Raw genomic sequence first — 16,982 nt, 5'->3', positions numbered from 1 at the left:
TGAGGAAACTTAGCGGGGCTTTTTTTGCTTTTTAGAGGTAAATCTGTAATTGAAGTTATTGTAGTCTTCTCTATTTGTGAACATGAAAAAGGTAATTTTCCGAATTTGGCTGGCTGGTAGTATACTTCTCTTTTTCGTTGGCCACAGTAAGGCATCAATCGCATTCACGTTGGGCGAATCGCCATCAGCTGCTCAAAGAATTATTCATAATACGGTCGATGGCTGGAGGAAACTGTTTAATGGCAGGGACCTTACCGGCTGGAAGCACGTAGGCAAGGGCAGCATGTCAATTGAAAAGGGTATGATTCGAGGCCACGGCGGACTGGGCCTCTTATATTGGACAAAAGAGAAATTCAGCAATTGTACTCTCCGTGTGGTTTACCGGATGCAAAAAGAAAATAGTAATTCGGGTGTATTTATTCGAGTACCCATTGAGCCGCGCGAAGAATGGATGCCGGTTTATTATGGCTATGAAGTGCAAATTGATAATCACCCCGAAACCTCTAAAGAGGATGACTACCATGTTACAGGAACGTTGTATTCATTGACCAAACCGATGGCCAAGCCCGGGAAACCCGGTCCTCAATGGAATACTATAGACATAACCCTGGACGGATTACGGACCATCGTTTATGTGAATGGCGTAAAAGTGACCGATTATAAGGAAGGCGACCCGGTACCTGCGCGTAAATTCTATTACGAACCCTACCATGGTCTGAGACCTACATCCGGTTATGTTGGCTTACAGAATCATGGCGACAACGATGTTGTTTACTTTAAGGAAGTTTCGGTAAGACCACTTACCAAAAAATAAACATGTAGGCGAGTCAATAAACGAAAAACCTGCTGAGGCCACCAATTTATGGAAGCATTCAGCAGGTTTTATGTATAAATGAGTTGTTCTTATAGTACATTATTTGTTGTCAAGTGCTGACTAATAGCTTCTGTAACCGCTATTGTTGGGTTAGTTGATAAACCAGCAACTTCGCCAATGACAATGATAGCTGGATTGTCAATACCAGACTCGTTGACTTTCTCAACAATGTCCTGTACACGCCCAACAACAATCTGTTGGTCGGCTAAGGTGCCGTTCTGGATAATGGCTACGGGTGTCTCAGCCTTACCGCAATCCGCGAAAATAGCCATGATATCAGCTAGTTTGTGCATACCCATCAACACTACAACGGTTGCTGTCGATTGGGCCGCCAGATGCAGGTCATTTGAGAGTTGACCGGATTTAGTTGTGCCCGTCACGACCCAGAAACTTTCTGAAATGCCCCGCGTGGTAAGCGGAATGCCAGCCGCAGCCGGTACGGCATAACTACTTGACAGACCCGGTACTACCTGGGTTTCAATTCCGTGCTGACGGGCAAACTCAATCTCTTCAAAGCCCCGACCAAACACAAATGAATCTCCGCCCTTGAGTCGCACAACGTGACCATATTGTTGAGCATAATGCACGATGAGCGGGTTAATGTCCTCCTGCATACACGAATAAGCCCCCCGCCGTTTACCCACATACACCTTGAGAGCATCGGGGCGGCAATAGTCGAGTAAAGCAGGATGAACGAGTGCGTCGTACATGACCACATCGGCCTGTTGCAACGCCTTAATTCCCTTTACCGTTATTAAGTCCGGATCGCCCGGCCCGGCACCTACGAGAGTGAGTTTCATGTTGAGGTATAACCGGGTCGCCGGTGCGATGATAAAGTATACATGATGAATTGACTGGCGGGCGGTACGGCTAATCTTAATTCATCCTGTATACTTCAAATTAACGATCAGCTATCCTGCGCCTGATTCAGTTCCTGCAATTCTGGTGCGCCTTCCCGTTCAATTTGCGCTTCGCGATAGGTTTGAACCGCCTGCATAAAGGCTTCAGCCCGTGCGAGAAACTGACGGGCAAAACCTTCTGACGGCTCCTGCTTATTAATGCTGAATACCAGCGTTTTGAAGTCGCCCTCTGACTCGTGGAAATCAAGTTCTCCGGCAAACGTTTTGTCGAAATCATTGACGATGCCGTGCTGCGTATTCGTAGGTATGTCGCGGCTCATCAAAGCAGCTCGTGCGCCGGTAATGAATACGTTGTAAGCATGATAGAGCGCATCGGCCCATCGACTTTCTGCATACGCTTCCCGTGCCCAACCGAGTTTTTCACTCGCTTCGGCCAAGGTTGTCGCCACAAGGTCAATCAGCACACTGGCGCACTCACCTATACCAACTTCAGTCACATACTGGTCGGTATGGTCCCAGTCGATATAATCAGAATCCACCAGCGTTTTCAGGTCGGCGAGGGGTTTCAATAACTGATAAAAATAATTCTTTCCCTGCCGGGCGTAGTAATCACTGAAATATTCTCCGTCAAACGCATTGGCTTCAACATCGCGCAGTAAAAACCGCAACGAATCCGGGCCGCGTTTCGCCGGAAGCTTAATGACTTTATCGGCAATTAGTCCTTCGCCTTTTCCGTTAAAACCGCCACCCAGTAACACTTGCAAAGCCGGTAACACATACGCCCCATTCTTGAGCGAGGAGCCATGATAGCCAATGTTCGCGACAGAGTGCTGGCCGCAACCATTCATGCAGCCTGAAATTTTAATTTTGATGTCGTCGTTGAAAACCAGCTCAGGAAACTCGTCGTGCATCATACTCTCAAGTGCCCGGGTAATTCCGTAACTGCTCGAAATAGCGAGGTTACAGGTATCCGTACCGGGGCAGGTAGTGATGTCGGCGGTGGTATCGAAACCAGGTTCAGCCAGGCCCAATGCATCAAGTGCTTCGAATACGGCAGGCAGGTTTTCCGGCTGGATAAATCGTATCAGATACCCCTGATTGACCGTTACCCGAATATCGTCGGCTGCGTATTGCTTCACAAGTTGCGCTAGTGCTCGTGCTGTGTCGGCATTCATATCGCCGAGCAACACACGCAATTGTACGGCATACCAACCCGTTTGCTTCTGCTCGAAAACGTTGGTTTTAAACCAGGTTTGTAATTTCGTGTTTGTTGTCTCCAGTTTATAGTTGCTGGTTTCTGGACGATTTTCAGGAATACTAATCCCTAAATCAGGCACGGAGAAAGACTTATTTTTTAACGCCAGCGTTTCTTCTTCCACCCGGCGAAGTAATTCGGCTAGCCCAATGTCATTGAGTAGGTATTTCATGCGGGCTTTGTGGCGTTTCTGGCGTTCGCCATAGCGGTCAAACACGCGAATAACTCCTTCAATGAAGGGAATTACCCGATCTTCTTCCAGAAACTCAAAAGCTGTTTGCGCCGAGAATGGTTGCGCACCCAAACCCCCACCCAGCATTACCTTAAAGCCCCGCTTACCATCTTGCAAACGAGCCACTAAACCTACGTCATGCATGTATCCATACGCCGAATCCTTCTCGCTGGATGAAAGCGAAATCTTGAATTTTCGGCCCATATCCTGGCAAATTGGGTTACGCAGAAAGTAATCGAAAATATGGTAGGCGTGGGAAGTAATATCGAATGGTTCCTCAGGATCGACGCCCGCCCGGGCAGACCCCGTCACGTTTCGGACGGTATTGCCGCAGGCTTCCTTGAGAGTGATACCCGCGTCTTCGAGTTCAGCCCAGAGTTGGGGCGAATCGCCCAGTTTTACAAAGTGCAATTGAATATCCTGCCGGGTAGTGGCGTGGAGGTTACCCGTTGCATATTTGTCCGATAGGTCGGCAATTCGCACAAGTTGATCAGCCGTAATGCGACCATGTGGCAACTTAATACGAATCATCTGTACGCCGGGTTGCCGCTGGCCATACACGCCCCGCGTAAGCCGAAATTTACGGAATGCCTCGTCGGCAATATCGCCCGAGCGAAAGGAACTGATTTTCTGTTCGAGGTCCAGTATATCGCGCCGGGCAGCTTGGCTAACGTTGTCGGTCACTTGGATAGACATAAGTATGGTATATTGTCTATAGATTTAATCAACTAATCTATTAAAACGAAACGCCGGGAGTTACCGACGCTCTATTTCGTATGCAAGTATAAGTGATTTTACGGCTGATTTAGTTCGTTCATTGCCCAACTTCTGGTTATGGACGATAAACGAAAGTTATGGAAATCGAATTATATAATGAATGATCACTAGGGAGATTTAAACAGCTCGGATAGGGGAATGACCCTATACTTCAGGAAAGTTGTACTGGCGCTGTAGATTCCTGATTACGAGGCTGATAAATAGATAGTTGCCCGGACTTAAAACGAATCCGGTCAACTAGTTTGAATCGATACCTCTAGGTTAAACTGCCGCCTAAAGAGATCATCGTCAGGTTAGTTAAGTGGTTTCTCGGATGAGAAAAGGTAAGATCAATAAAAGGAATCGAGGCTTGAACAGCATCTGCCATTGGCGACATACTGTTCAAGCCCTGATGATGGCCTATAGCACGTTTATCAAAATAATAGCGACATGAACAAGGACACTAATCGCGAACGACGAGAAGATGTACTTTACCGGCAGGGCCGACAGTATGGGTATCAGCACTGACAAAAAACAAATCATGCTGGCCATAAATTGCCAGTCTCCTCCGCCAAAAAAAGCCATCGTCAGCAATAGTACCGGCGAGAGAATACAGCCTTGAATAGCTATCGCCGTAGCTGCCCAGCCAATGCGGTTGAACTCCGCGTTGGCAACATAGTTTTTATACAGAAACAGCCAGTTGTCTAGAACAGAGCTGGTGTACGCGGGAGTTGAATGGATGAGCGTTGTCATGATTTTGTGCGTCTGAAGTACACAACAAAATAACGGCCTTCGGTCAGGCAGATACATGACGTTGGTCACGCTAAAAGCTGATTCTCATTAGTGACTTAAGCGGGTAAACGGTACAAGGCAACTCACTTTCGCCTGATCAATGAGCAACAGAAGAGGACGAAGATCGTCGCTTACTTCGCTCAAATTATCGTAAAGTTACGCCCTATTATAAAAACAGGCACAGATATTGCTATTATTTAACTAGTTGACTATCAACGTATTGTTTCCTGATATTTACTATAGTTCACAACTATGTTATGATTCGTTATTTAATTCCAGACGCTGTTTACTATTCGCTGAATGATGTTACCAATTGGTTACTTCATGAAGGTGTTCTGACTAAAGACCAAAGTTCTTCTTTCAATTTTCGATGCCGGGCTTACGTAGCCAAAAAATTAGCTATTGCTTATCAAGAACAATACGTTGATGAGTACGTGGAGCCGATAATTCTGCCCCTCAACGATTATTTTATTCATTGGATTGTATGGGCCAACTTGCTTATGCTTCTGCCGACTGAAGCCGGAAAGCATCCTAAAGTTGATTTTATTAATCTTCTGCTGGATGATGTAGAGATGATTTCTGTACAGACCGAAAGGCAGAATGGTATTGAACTGGTGTGTTTGAATGACAAACTGAAACTGGATATGTGCAAGTGATTGAAGCCTCCGCACGCACCGTACCATGATGAGGTATGACGAGTACAGTCTGGGGTTGATTCTACCCAACGTTGTCTTTGTAAGAACTGTATCAATTAGGCCACGTTTTGTCGGTATGCCTTTTTTGCCTCATACCGGCAGGCAAGGGCTCCAGTTCCAGAAACTGCTCGTTGAGCTAGTGCTTATTTGGTTTCAATGAATTGAAAGTGCTGAGCGAGTCCCTGCTGACAAACAATTCTTTTTTGCTGGATGGTTTGAAGAGCCCGTTGTCGATTTACATCCTCCTGAGTACGTGACGACTTGGGATGGTTAAGGTGGTATTGGATGGCCCCGAAACGAATGAAGCGTAACGTGCAACCCAAGTTGATCAGTCGCAGGGCCAGTTCGGTGTCTTCCCAACCCCAGCCGCTAAATTGTTCGTCATACCCGTTGACACGGATCAAGTCCTGCCGCCAAAACCCCATATTACTACCCAGCACATACTCATAGTGCGTTTCCCAGTGATAAAAATGAACCATGAGTGTCTGTAATGGTACATTCCGTAGCCGACGCCAACTCCACTCGGCTTGCCGCATAACAGCCTGAACCGATAGGGTCGAGTCATTCAATAACTGCCGCGTACTGTCGGGCGGTATATTGTATTGATTCCCCGAAAAGAAAAAGCCTGTCTTGGCGTGGTGTAGATGGTCTGCCACGTAATGCCGGTGAAGAATCACATCGCCATCAAGTTGAATAATGTACTCTCCTTTCGCTGTTGCCAAGCCCATATTTCGAATGCGGGCCAGTCGGAAACCTTCATCAGACTGCCATACGTGCCTCAATGGAACTGGACTGCTCACCTGAAAACGTGCGATGAGTTGCTGCGTTGCTGCGCCAGACCCATCGTCACAAATAATGATTTCGGTTGGTAAATGGCTTTGCTGAAACAAACTGATCAAACAACGCTCCAGAGCATCTGGACGGTTGTAGGTCGTCACTAACACGCTGCATGTGGGAATGATCATAATACTGGTTTTTTTTAATCAACGGACAGAAAAGTACAGGTAGTTTACGTTAACGAACCAGCATGACCCGGCCACTTCGAATAAAATGCTGCTCCTCATTCAATGGATCCAGAATGCTGTAGTCAGCCGTCCAGGCATAAAGACCTTCGGCGCAGGGTTGGTTTTGGAAGGTACCATCCCACGTTATTTCAACCTGACGACTCGAAAAGATTATACTGCCCCACCGGTCATATATCCGAAAGGAGTAGGTCGTGAACGCGCCCGCGTGCAGCACTACCAAATGGTCATTACGGGTGTCATCGTTGGGCGAAAAAGCATCGGGAACGTAGATTTCACTCAGGTGACAATTTTGAGATTCGACACGAATAGAGTCGCGGTATAGACAGCCGCTCAAGTTGGTTTCCAGCCAGTATAAACCGGGAGCCGTGACCGTTACCTGTTGATTTGTGCTTTGGTCAGACCAAACAAATGTAGTGCCGGCTGGCAGGGAGCCTGATGCCTGTAATACCTGAGCTGTTCCTAAACAAAGAGCCACATCATCACCCAGTGTAAATGGACTATCGGGCCTTCCGTTAACAATCAACACGTTAGATTCTGCCGAACATTGTGCCCGCCCTACGGCAGCCGCATTGATGGACTGGGTATTTCGAAGCCGATAATAGGTGCGACCTGCCCGAACCGGATTAATCGTATACGTTGTCTGTCCTGAGGTAGGGGCCGGTGTCCAGTTTACATTATCCTGACTTTGTTGCCATAAATAAACAGGATTAATATATCCGGCAGCCGCCCCAACCGTCAGCGTCAGGTGGGTGTCGGCGCAAGCCGTCATTTCTGATCCTGTGGAGTTGGCAAACTGAATGGCAAGTGCCGGATGGACAGGACGAAAACCGATGTCGTCGATCGCTAAATCATTGCCGCAACCGCCAAGCCCTTTGTTAATGAGTTTAACCACAATGTCATTGCTGCTTGTCGGTATCGAGAACTGCATAACCAGTTGAACCCAGACAGGCGTTGTGGTACGGGGTACGGCAGGCTGAACTACTTCGTTGATAAGCGTACCATCGGGCTGTTCAATTCGCATGGCAATAATTGGATTGCGCAGACTGTAGTCATCGCAGGCACCGGGCTGCATAATCCTGTTTAAGTTAAGTACCCACAGCGAAAATTCGTACGTGACGCCGGGACACAGGCCAGCTGCTTTCTGATTATAAAATTCGCTGGGTTGATACGACGCATTAACCACAAACATGTTGCCCCGTACATCGTTCGGGGTATGATCCTGCCGAACGCTATGCCAGGCCTGACCATGACAGTCTCCAGATACGGTATCCATCACCGTGTATTGGCCATCGTCCGGGCAGCCGCCCGCCCGATACGTGAAATTGGTCAGGCTTTGCGACAGCGGGCCGCGTGGTCCACTACCGAACGTTTCGCAAATGATAGCCCCCTGACTGCATTGTGCCTGGCATACGACGCTTGTCTTTACTACCAGCAATAGCAGAATAACGAACGCCAAAGTACTACTCATTCAAGGACGTTTTTGTGTCGTGGGGAGCCTGCGCCACAAAGAGGCCACCCATCCGCCGTAGCTCGATGCCCATTTTCAGCCACAAAGCTCTTGAATAACTCCCCTTGCCCTCTATCCGAAGCGTTCGGGTACCGGTCCAGACGCGGGCTTTCCTGGATTTTACCTGCTTGACCTTACCGTACTGCATCATGTCGAAACACATCCGCCCGTCTTCGCCCCGAACTTTGCGCATGACATAACCAATTTTCAGGCCGTATTCCCGTACATAACCAAGACTTATGCCATACGCATTCAGATGCGGGCGTTTCAGGTGGCGAGCATCGGCAAGATAGCCTTTCAGTGTTTCGTGTATGGTTAATATCCATCGGGGAAAGCCCGGCGAGGGAATGAATGAGTAGCGGCCACAGACGCAGATTACACCCGGTTGAGTCAACACGGCCATCATCTCGTTGAGCCAATCCTGGGGATAAATACCATCGGCATCGGCTGTCAGTAAGTACTTGCCCCGCGCCTGTTCTAACCCTGTTTGCCGGGCGGGGCCCCATCCCGGAATCGGCTGAAAGGCTGTGCGCACGTGAAGGTGATCCAGCGTTTTCTGCATCTGATCGGTCGAGTTGTTGTTGACGACTAAAATCTCCACTGGAATTGTTGTTTTTAGTTTAGCCAGCGACGCAATACTCCGAAGGATGTTTACTTCTTCGTTCCAGGCCGGAATAACAATGCTGGCCAGTGGTTCGAGATGCTGAAGACTGTCCAGATCTCGGTTAATAGCGTCAAAAACTGACTGCGGAACCTCATCGAACGACGTATACGGAAAGTTAAATTGGCTAATCCAGTCGGGGGCTTTAAATATGTTCATAGCGTAATTCGGTTAGGATCGAACTTAAATAATGGCCATTTCGGTAACTGTCTTGCTGGCTCGATCCGGTGAAACAGATTGGAAAATTAATTCAACGTGTCGGTAGGTAAAGACAGACAATACATGGATACAAGCCAGGCAGGCAAAGACGAAAAATAACTCGCCCGCCCCTGAATGAGGTAGCTTGATAAGCTTAAATAAAAGCAGGTCCATTACGGCCAGCACGACAAAATGATTTAGGTAGTAGGAGTAGGAGAGTTTGCCCAGAAAAGCCAACCGATCGTTTACCAGCAGCTTAGAGACAACGCCCATTTCACGGGAAAAAACACTGATAACCAGGGCGAAGAGCAGTGGCATTAACCAACTTTCGGCATGTGTAAACGAGCTAACTGCCACGACAGTCAGGCCAAGCAGGCCTATTTCAGCCCCTGAATACTGCCAGTAACTAAAGCCGGACGGCAACCGGCGGCTCAACCGGTAGGTCAGCATACCAATCAGGAAACTGTACACACAACGGACGAACCCATAATCGTAATTGTAAATAATACTGCCGTTGTGACGCACGATAAACCAGGCCAGCAGGCTAAAGCTGATACTGCACAGGAGCAGTAAATTTTTGCGGAACACAACTAAGCACAAAGCCCAGGCGAGGTACGTGTAGAACTCAACGCTGATGCTCCAACTGGGTCCATTCCACGTAACATCATTAAACAGATTCAGCGATTGCGTCAGTGTCAGGTTGGCAATAAATGACGTCAGGCTCCTGTCTTCAGCAAACACCGGATTGGATAACGGTACGACGAACCGATTAACACCGTATCGAAACAGTTCAAAAAGCAAGACCAACAGTAACGTAAACAAATGAAGTGGGTACAGTCGCTTGAACCGCTTGATCATGAACGCTTTGATGCTAACCAGGTTCGTGAGTCTATCGTAGTTGCTGTGGGTCATGACAAATCCGGACAGCACAAAAAAGAAGTCGACAAAAATGTCGCTCTTCGCAATAAAAGTGCTGCCAGACAGCAGGTTGAGGTGCTGTAAGTGAAACAGGATTACCATGATGGCCGCCATACCCCGAAATGAATCAACCGCTCTAAATCTCATTGCGTAAGGTCAGTTATCAGGCCAGGGATTTGTACACGTTCAGCGTCTCGTCAATAGATTTCTGGAGGGAAAAATCCTTCAGCCGCTTCGTTCCCTTCTCAACTAACCGGGCTTTAAGGGTTGTATTCTCCAGCGTATCAGTCAGCATATCGACCAGATCGTCGAGGTTAGTCGGTCTGAAATACACCGCAGCATCAGCGCCTACTTCGCGAAAGCACTCTGTATCGCTGAGCAGAATAGGGCATTTGGCTTTAAAGGCTTCCAGAATAGGCAATCCAAATCCCTCATACAGAGATGGATACACAAATAACTGCGCATGTTGATAGAGGTAATTGAGCTGTCCGTCTGTGGCGCCAATGTGCCGTACCCGGTCCGTTAACTTTAACCGCTGAATAAATTCCAGATCCGCCACTTCCAGCTTTCCCCCACCGGCGAGTACGACGTTCAGGTCCGGAAAGCGGGAAACAAGTTTACTAACCGCATTCAGAAAAAGATAAAAGTTTTTGTACCCGCTCCGATCACCCACAAACAAGGCATACTGCTCAGGCAGATCGGTCACTGGCTGAGTTTCCAAGGGACTTTCGCTATCAATCCCATGATAGATGATCGATACTTTCGCCGGGTCAATGTCAAAAAAACTGAGTAAATCTTTTCGGGTTGTCTTGGAGATCGTGATGATGGAATCGGCCCGTAAGATGTTCTCGCGTTTTTGGCGGGTGAGCGGGTCCAGTGCCCAGAAGTACTCTGGAAGGCGCTCATAGGTCATATCATGAATCGTAATGACCAGTGGCTTCTTCAACTGCCGCATATAATACGGATCGTAGTAAGTTGGATGAAACACATCGAAATCACTTTTTTCCAGCAGTCGTCTGCAGTAAAGCTCATTCAGCCGGTAGTCGTATCGCTCATTTCGATTCAGCACCATGTCGCTTAAATTGCCTTTAAGGAGCAGTGGCTCGTTCTGGATATAGTGATTTTTGGCATGTAAGACGCCCAGCTGATAGGTAATGTTATCGGTGCGCTTGATACCCTGAATAATATTGGCAAAGTAACGGCTAATGCCCCCGTACTTCTGTGTGCTGAATTTTTGGTGATCAATAAATACTTTAGTCATGATACACAACAGTCGAATAGGTAGGTCATTGTGATATAAGTTAGAGGGCCAGCCAGGTCGATGGTAGCAGATCTTTTGTATTCCAGGTTGGTTGTTGTTTGTACCACTGCCGGGGCGTAATGACCAGCTTATCCGGGTTTGGGTTGAGCCAGGCACCCCACCAGCTGAATGAGCTGTTAGCGATGATATGGTGTTGACATTGACTCATCAGAACCAGATCAGCGATATCGGCATTGGAGCCGGAGTTTTGCACAAAAACAGTATTGTCGGGTAGGGACAGGTTCTGATGAACCCACTCATGATCGTCGCTGAACACGTACAGCTGGATGTTCTTATGCAGCTCATTCAGCTGGCTCAGCGCTTGTTCGTAGTAGGCGAGACCTATGAAGCCGAACGTCTTACTAAATTCCGGGTGATTGACGTAATCGCCCCGCCGGACATGGATAGACACCGGTGTCGGTGTGTTATTTATCTGTTGCTTGTAGTGCGCAAATTCGGGGCTGGGTATATTGGACAGCGTGAGGTCGCGCCTGATCGTATCGGCATTGTCCCGAAAATACGCTTCCGACTGCCAGAAACCATCCAGCGTAATGCAGCAGGCGCTGGCCTCGACAACGGTATCGTCGAAGTGGAACTGTTTTTCTTTCAGAAAGAGCAAAAGAGGGGGCAGACTCCGGTTTGGAAGGAGTTTTGTTGCTTTGGAAAGGTACTCGAGGGGCGATTTTTGGAGCACCCGGTACGGAACCGAAAAATGGTCTAATTTGAAGGGGCGCACCGTATCCGTTGAGTACTCATACAGGTAATAGCTCAAGTCCAGGTACAAAGACGTCTTATTTTTCAGCGCGAGGTCTCGGCCAGCTGCGTACTGAAAAAGCTGATTTCCTAATCCACTGGTAATTCTGCTGATAATCATAGTATAATGGCACTGTCAAGCAGGCTTCTATTGAATCGCATTAATGCATTGGGTGTAGCCGGTTTACTGACCAGTCTACACCTAAGGCGTAAAGGGGTTGGCTGTGCTGCCACTCAATTCTTAGCTGGTTTGCATACATGTTCCTTCCTATTTAGAGATACCCCAACCCGCTGAAAGGACTCTGTTTACTTGCAGATTCAGACCCCTTCAGGGGTTGGGTGCACTTCCGGAGCGAATGGTGAGAAATAATTCCGGATATCCTCTAATGTATTTTTCTTCAATACGTTTTAGGTATATTATAAGTTAATGATATTGTAAATACGTAAGCTTAAAAATACTATATATGTTTCTAATGTCAACTATGGTAAATAAAAAATAATGAAAATTAGTAGTTTATACTCAGATGGGTTAAGACATCTGCCCGGTTGCGGGCGTGTAGGATCGTGGCCCCCGATAGGTTCGGAAATAAGTTTTCGTACTCGTTAAAATGATGTTCTATTCCCCAGTTTGGGTCGGACAGAATGATATTTTTGCCACCAAAGCAACTTGCCAATGCCGCCGTGCCACCATGCATCGAAATGAAGTGGCTACAGTTGGCATACACCATTAGTTGCAGGTGATTATAATTGTTGACTACCGACGGGTAGTAGCGGGTGTACAGGTCATCCATCAGGAGCACGCTGGGATGGGTTTCCCGAAGCCAGGCATGTTCGTTCAACTGCATCGTTTCGCTATTATCCTGAACAATCTGACTGGGTAATGGCCGATTATAAACGATCTGGTAGGTGGAGCCGTAATCCCGGATAATGCGGTCAAGCGTTGGAATGTCTAGAAAATTGATTGGGGGTTGATCCCACTCGATATTATATTTATTGGCGATGACCAAAAGCGGCTTGTCGAAGACGAATATATCGTTCCGAAAATGCTCTGTGTAAGGTACCGGTGCCCAATTACGGAAGCTGTAGGAATTGCTGTGGGTCATGTTTGGCACGTTGTAATGTGCGTACGATTCCGTCCAGACACGCTTCTTGAACCGTTCTTCGTGGTTTGAACTGAAAAAGTAAAACTCTTTCGTATCCTGGGCCGCAATCGTTTTGCCCAGTGTGCCATTCAGGTGATGCCAGTACGCAAACGGCAATACATACCGTAATTCCTGGTCAAACTCCCCGTGGTAACTAATAACTTTATACTTCTTCTTGAGTACGTAATCGCGAATCACATAACGTCCCTGCACTAACTTGCAATAGTAATTGTCACGCACAAAATACCATAAATCCCGGCGGAGTTTTGGGTATTTCAGGCGGGCTACCACGTACAGGGACTTTAGAATTAGCTGTTGCATAGTTGGCATAAACAAAGGCGGAATGTCAGGCGGCTTTACTAAGAGTTTTTAATTCGGCAAGGGAATATTTATAGCGGAATGTCAGGCCGACATAAATCAGTCCACCCAGAATTACCTCGGCAATTGTGTTGACCGCATTGATCGAATCGGCATACGATTTATAGAGCGAAATGGCACCGACCATAATCAGACAAAACACGATTGGCTTGATGATACTCTGGGAAAACTCACTCAGAAAAGAGCCAATCAGCATCTGAACAATTCGGAAATTAATGAGCAGATTAGCTACTGTAGCTAGTAGAAAAGCCGAAGCAATGCCAAGTACTCCCCACTGTTGGGCGAAAAAGTAAACAAGTGGAATCTTGATGAACAGGGTAATTACGTTCAGGAAAAATAGCAGTTTCGGTTTTCCTTTAGAAAAAGCCAGCGTGAAAAGGGGATTGCTCAGGAAAGTAAAAATACTGACAAAAACGAAAATCCTGATCAGCAGAATAGTCGGCTCCCAGCCCGGACCGTAGAAAAGTGGAACCACACTATCGGCCGTAATGAACAAGCCCGCCAGAAGCGGTAGATTAACGTAGCTAAGCAGATCAAGAATGGTCAGGTACGACTTTTTTAACTCATTGGTGTCGCCCTTAAACCGCGCCAGAATAGGATATGCCACCTGAAGTACAATTGGACTGAGCCTTGAAATCGGAAAGACCGCCAACTGCGATGCCAGTGTGTAATAGCCTAATTGTTTTACGCCCAGCATTCCGCCAACCAGAATATTATCAGAATTGGCCTGGATAAAGCCCACAATACCGTCGCCCACATTGTAGAGACCAAATCGCAGGTGATCTTTGATCAGATGCAGATCGAACTTTAGCACCGGCGAAAACAACTTGGCTCCGTAAACCAGCTGAAGAATTGATTTGGCACCCTGCTGCGCCAGTTGACCGTAAATCAGCGACAATTCGGCATAGCCATTGTAAGCCAGCAGAATAGTTACACTGCTGCCAACAATTGTCCCCGTGATATCGATGCTGGCAACGGCCTTGAACTGGAGTTCTTTCTGGAGCAGAAACAGGTAAATTTGCCCGACGTACACGATTATAAAATACAGGGACGATAGTTTGATGACCTGCTCCAGCCGGGGTTCTTTATAGTAGCCCACCACCAGCGGCCAACTGAAGAAAACGACGACACCGATGACTAAACCCAACGCCATATTGAGCAGGTAAATAGTCGATAGTACCTGTCGATCTTCTTCCTGTTTGTAAATAATAGAGTTTGAAAAGCCCAGATTCGCAAAAATGCTGAAGAAGGCAATCAGAAGCGTGCTGACGCTGACGATCCCAAAAACCGACGGCTCCAGCAACCGGGCCAGAACGGCGACCTGGCCAAACTGAAACAGGGTTGAAATCGCCGTGGACATGCTCATCCACTTACCACCGCTTATCGCTTGCTGTTTATGACTCATTTAGGTTGTGGATCAAGGACTTTTTCGCTTGGCGATGTGTTGGGCACCACCATGTTCGGTTCTGCATACCGTTTCGTGCGCACCATGCCCTGTTCGATATCGCCCAAAGTCGGTGCATCCTTGTCTTCGCCTGCCACTTTATTCAGCGCAATCAGCACCGGATGTTTGGCAGCTTTTGTGTAAAGCTCAAATAATTGTTTATCCCGGCGCCCCCAAATCGTGTGTACCGTCAGTACCATAAGCGATACGGCACTTCGATTGATGAGATGCAGGGGAATAGGACTACCAACGAGGGCGGGCAATTCAAGAATGATTTTATTGAACGTGCTCATCGGCAGCGTATCCTCACGGGGAATCAAATCGTCCGGCTCCCGTACATTCATGAATGTAGGGTGCAGTTCATAGGGGAAGAAGACAATACCATCCTGCTCAAACTTCTTGTCGGTATCCGTCAGCCGGGGATAGAAATAAGCCACCTGTTCGCCCGATTCAGCATACATTCGGGCAAGGCCGTGGGCAAACCAGGATTTTCCCTGCTTCGACCGCATACTGAACAACGTGATGAGGGGAGGATGCGCCGGAAGTCGCCGGTTCTCAATGTCAATATTAATGGCATTCCCCACCTGTTCGAACATGCTCACGGCAGCCCGGCTAGCCCGCGAATTGGCCGAAAACTTTTTGACCACCGGGAATACCGCCGTAACGGGACTGCCAATCCATTGTTCGGCCTGCTCCAGCGAGTTGATTCGCTTGTCGGTCCAGAAGCGTACGGCTGCCAACAGTAAGGCAATGACAAGACCCGCCCCCGCAGCAATGGCACTAAACAGCCAGCGTTTTGGGGCTTGCGCCGACAGTGGAAAGGCCGGTGGGTCCAGCACCGATACAGACCCGTCGATAGCAATGTCCTGCCGATGGGTGGTGGCCTGATTCAGGGATTGAACCAGACTAAGGTATTCTTTCTCGGCAACACCCATATCGCGGGTTAGTTGGCGCTGCTCAGATTCCAGCGGGGTAAACGTTGTTGATTCGGCCTGATAATCGTCCAGTCGTTTTTTTACCACACCCATCCGCGCTCCAGACTCTTCGAACTCCAAAACTTTACCCAGCCATTCATTCACCAGTTTTTGTTTTGGAACGGATTCCGCCGAGTTATCAGCCGCGAAATAATTCTGAGCGATCTGTTTCAATTCTTCCGATGCCTGATTGATTTTCGCCTGATACCGGTCTAAAACAGACTGGGGCTGAGCATTGGTACGCGCATTGATCAGCTGGGCTTCAGCCGCCGTTAGTTCAGCCTGTTTATCTGTTAGGGCGGTATTGATTTTGAGCAGGCTTCCTCCCTGAGTCATTCGCTGATTCAGGGCATTCATGGCTGCTTTTGCGCCCTGGTTTCGCATCACCTCCTCATTATATTCAGCCACCAGCGCTTCACGGGTAGCCGAACGGGTTTTCAGCTCATCTTCAAAATTGAGTACGTTATGTTGCACGTTAAACGCCCGAAGTTTCGATTCTGAATTATCCAGCAACCGCTTCGCGTCCTTTGCTTTCGTCTCATAATACTTGACAACCGGATTGGTTTCGCCCCGCTTCAGAGATGTATACCGCTCATTGAGTTCGATGATGGCCAGATTCAGCGTTTGCTGAGCAATGGCCGGATCATCGGCTTCGTATTCCAGGTCCAGCATATCGCTGGCATTTCGTCGGTTGGCTTTCAGCTTTTTACCGATATGGTCGGCTGAGTAATACGAATCGGACCCCAGCAATAACTTTCTGATTGGGTTGTCGGTCTGACTCTTTGCCAGGCTGTCAATCCGGATACGGGTAAATGCTGGATCGCCCGGTCGAAGCAACGACTGCCAAAGACTGGCTGGAATCGCTTTCTGCAACGTCTGAAGGCTGGTGGCCGAGAGCTGATTCACTGTCGGTTTGGTGAGTTGCAGGTGTTCGCTCAACAGGTTTACGCCAACGTAATAGAGCGTTTGGTTGGAACTGAGTGTTGTCAGGATATTATCAAAGGCATTGCTGACGGCCGAGTAATCTGTTTGAAAACCTTCCTGCGCCGACCGCAACGAGTAGCCAGACGTGAAGCCTGTATACAGCGTCGCTTTGGTTTTATACACCTTCGTTTCAGTGCGCATGAAGTAATATACTGTTCCGGCGGCCAGGCACGGAAATAGAATAAACCAGATGAGATGCTGCTTCAGGAGCCGCCCAAGTCCTTGGATTGTCAT

14 protein-coding genes are annotated in these 16,982 nt (G+C 48.0%); 2 read left to right on the top strand and 12 right to left on the bottom strand.

What is annotated here, in order from left to right; all coding sequences use genetic code 11:
* Positions 1 to 82: 82 nt before the first annotated feature.
* On the top strand, positions 83 to 814 hold the full coding sequence (locus tag ACFS25_RS12300; RefSeq protein WP_381500652.1) for a 3-keto-disaccharide hydrolase: 732 nt from the start codon (positions 83 to 85) through the stop codon (positions 812 to 814).
* 89 nt (positions 815 to 903) lie between these two features.
* Here ACFS25_RS12300 and cobA read toward each other — a convergent pair whose 3' ends face one another.
* From cobA to ACFS25_RS12285, 3 genes are all read right to left on the bottom strand, one after another.
* Positions 904 to 1,674 (bottom strand): uroporphyrinogen-III C-methyltransferase, encoded by a 771-nt coding sequence (gene cobA, locus ACFS25_RS12295; RefSeq protein ID WP_381500648.1) that lies wholly within the window; start codon positions 1,672 to 1,674, stop codon positions 904 to 906.
* Between the two features lie 107 nt (positions 1,675 to 1,781).
* Positions 1,782 to 3,917, bottom strand: coding sequence for a nitrite reductase (locus tag ACFS25_RS12290; protein WP_381500645.1), 2,136 nt, complete (start codon positions 3,915 to 3,917; stop codon positions 1,782 to 1,784).
* 480 nt (positions 3,918 to 4,397) lie between these two features.
* Entirely contained in the window at positions 4,398 to 4,730 is a 333-nt protein-coding gene (locus ACFS25_RS12285; protein ID WP_381500642.1) for a hypothetical protein, read from the bottom strand.
* 296 nt (positions 4,731 to 5,026) lie between these two features.
* Here ACFS25_RS12285 and ACFS25_RS12280 point away from each other — a divergent pair, with 296 nt between their 5' ends.
* Positions 5,027 to 5,425, top strand: a complete 399-nt coding sequence (locus ACFS25_RS12280; RefSeq protein ID WP_381500640.1) for a hypothetical protein — start codon at positions 5,027 to 5,029, stop codon at positions 5,423 to 5,425.
* Between the two features lie 182 nt (positions 5,426 to 5,607).
* Here ACFS25_RS12280 and ACFS25_RS12275 read toward each other — a convergent pair whose 3' ends face one another.
* The 9 genes from ACFS25_RS12275 to ACFS25_RS12235 all read right to left on the bottom strand — a co-directional run bounded on the left by ACFS25_RS12275 (position 5,608) and on the right by ACFS25_RS12235 (position 16,982).
* Positions 5,608 to 6,429 carry a glycosyltransferase family 2 protein gene (locus ACFS25_RS12275; RefSeq protein WP_381500637.1) on the bottom strand — a complete coding sequence of 274 codons (822 nt, stop codon included), beginning with the start codon at positions 6,427 to 6,429 and terminating at the stop codon, positions 5,608 to 5,610.
* A 49-nt stretch (positions 6,430 to 6,478) separates the two neighbouring features.
* Positions 6,479 to 7,957, bottom strand: coding sequence for a T9SS type B sorting domain-containing protein (locus tag ACFS25_RS12270; protein ID WP_381500634.1), 1,479 nt, complete (start codon positions 7,955 to 7,957; stop codon positions 6,479 to 6,481).
* Entirely contained in the window at positions 7,950 to 8,816 is an 867-nt protein-coding gene (locus ACFS25_RS12265) for a glycosyltransferase family 2 protein (RefSeq protein WP_381500631.1), read from the bottom strand. Before ACFS25_RS12265 ends, ACFS25_RS12270 begins: the two co-directional genes overlap by 8 nt.
* A gap of 24 nt (positions 8,817 to 8,840) precedes the next feature.
* The gene (locus tag ACFS25_RS12260) at positions 8,841 to 9,920 is read right to left on the bottom strand and encodes an acyltransferase family protein (RefSeq protein ID WP_381500626.1); all 1,080 of its coding nucleotides are present in this window, start codon (positions 9,918 to 9,920) and stop codon (positions 8,841 to 8,843) included.
* Between the two features lie 16 nt (positions 9,921 to 9,936).
* On the bottom strand, positions 9,937 to 11,034 hold the full coding sequence (locus ACFS25_RS12255) for a glycosyltransferase family 4 protein (protein WP_381500623.1): 1,098 nt from the start codon (positions 11,032 to 11,034) through the stop codon (positions 9,937 to 9,939).
* A 40-nt stretch (positions 11,035 to 11,074) separates the two neighbouring features.
* A complete protein-coding gene (locus ACFS25_RS12250; protein ID WP_381500621.1) occupies positions 11,075 to 11,947 on the bottom strand; it encodes an alpha-1,2-fucosyltransferase in 873 nt (290 codons plus the stop codon).
* A gap of 385 nt (positions 11,948 to 12,332) precedes the next feature.
* Positions 12,333 to 13,289: a hypothetical protein gene (locus tag ACFS25_RS12245; RefSeq protein ID WP_381500618.1), complete on the bottom strand. Its 957-nt coding sequence runs from the start codon at positions 13,287 to 13,289 to the stop codon at positions 12,333 to 12,335.
* Between the two features lie 25 nt (positions 13,290 to 13,314).
* On the bottom strand, positions 13,315 to 14,751 hold the full coding sequence (locus ACFS25_RS12240) for an MOP flippase family protein (RefSeq protein ID WP_381500616.1): 1,437 nt from the start codon (positions 14,749 to 14,751) through the stop codon (positions 13,315 to 13,317).
* On the bottom strand, positions 14,748 to 16,982 hold the full coding sequence (locus ACFS25_RS12235) for a GumC family protein (RefSeq protein ID WP_381500613.1): 2,235 nt from the start codon (positions 16,980 to 16,982) through the stop codon (positions 14,748 to 14,750). The genes ACFS25_RS12240 and ACFS25_RS12235 overlap by 4 nt, the downstream gene beginning before the upstream one ends.

The organism is Spirosoma flavum, assembly GCF_042686045.1.
In the GTDB taxonomy this organism is placed as follows: domain Bacteria; phylum Bacteroidota; class Bacteroidia; order Cytophagales; family Spirosomataceae; genus Spirosoma; species Spirosoma flavum.
Note: the sequence above shows the minus strand (reverse complement) of the source record. Positions and strands in the feature narration are given on the sequence as shown.

Coding starts and splice junctions, on each gene's coding strand:
- ACFS25_RS12300 (WP_381500652.1), top strand. CDS start 83: ATGAAAAAGGTAATTTTCCGAATTTGGCTGGCTGGTAGTATACTTCTC.
- cobA (WP_381500648.1), bottom strand. CDS start 1,674: ATGAAACTCACTCTCGTAGGTGCCGGGCCGGGCGATCCGGACTTAATA.
- ACFS25_RS12290 (WP_381500645.1), bottom strand. CDS start 3,917: ATGTCTATCCAAGTGACCGACAACGTTAGCCAAGCTGCCCGGCGCGAT.
- ACFS25_RS12285 (WP_381500642.1), bottom strand. CDS start 4,730: ATGACAACGCTCATCCATTCAACTCCCGCGTACACCAGCTCTGTTCTA.
- ACFS25_RS12280 (WP_381500640.1), top strand. CDS start 5,027: ATGATTCGTTATTTAATTCCAGACGCTGTTTACTATTCGCTGAATGAT.
- ACFS25_RS12275 (WP_381500637.1), bottom strand. CDS start 6,429: ATGATCATTCCCACATGCAGCGTGTTAGTGACGACCTACAACCGTCCA.
- ACFS25_RS12270 (WP_381500634.1), bottom strand. CDS start 7,957: ATGAGTAGTACTTTGGCGTTCGTTATTCTGCTATTGCTGGTAGTAAAG.
- ACFS25_RS12265 (WP_381500631.1), bottom strand. CDS start 8,816: ATGAACATATTTAAAGCCCCCGACTGGATTAGCCAATTTAACTTTCCG.
- ACFS25_RS12260 (WP_381500626.1), bottom strand. CDS start 9,920: ATGAGATTTAGAGCGGTTGATTCATTTCGGGGTATGGCGGCCATCATG.
- ACFS25_RS12255 (WP_381500623.1), bottom strand. CDS start 11,034: ATGACTAAAGTATTTATTGATCACCAAAAATTCAGCACACAGAAGTAC.
- ACFS25_RS12250 (WP_381500621.1), bottom strand. CDS start 11,947: ATGATTATCAGCAGAATTACCAGTGGATTAGGAAATCAGCTTTTTCAG.
- ACFS25_RS12245 (WP_381500618.1), bottom strand. CDS start 13,289: ATGCAACAGCTAATTCTAAAGTCCCTGTACGTGGTAGCCCGCCTGAAA.
- ACFS25_RS12240 (WP_381500616.1), bottom strand. CDS start 14,751: ATGAGTCATAAACAGCAAGCGATAAGCGGTGGTAAGTGGATGAGCATG.
- ACFS25_RS12235 (WP_381500613.1), bottom strand. CDS start 16,982: ATGACAATCCAAGGACTTGGGCGGCTCCTGAAGCAGCATCTCATCTGG.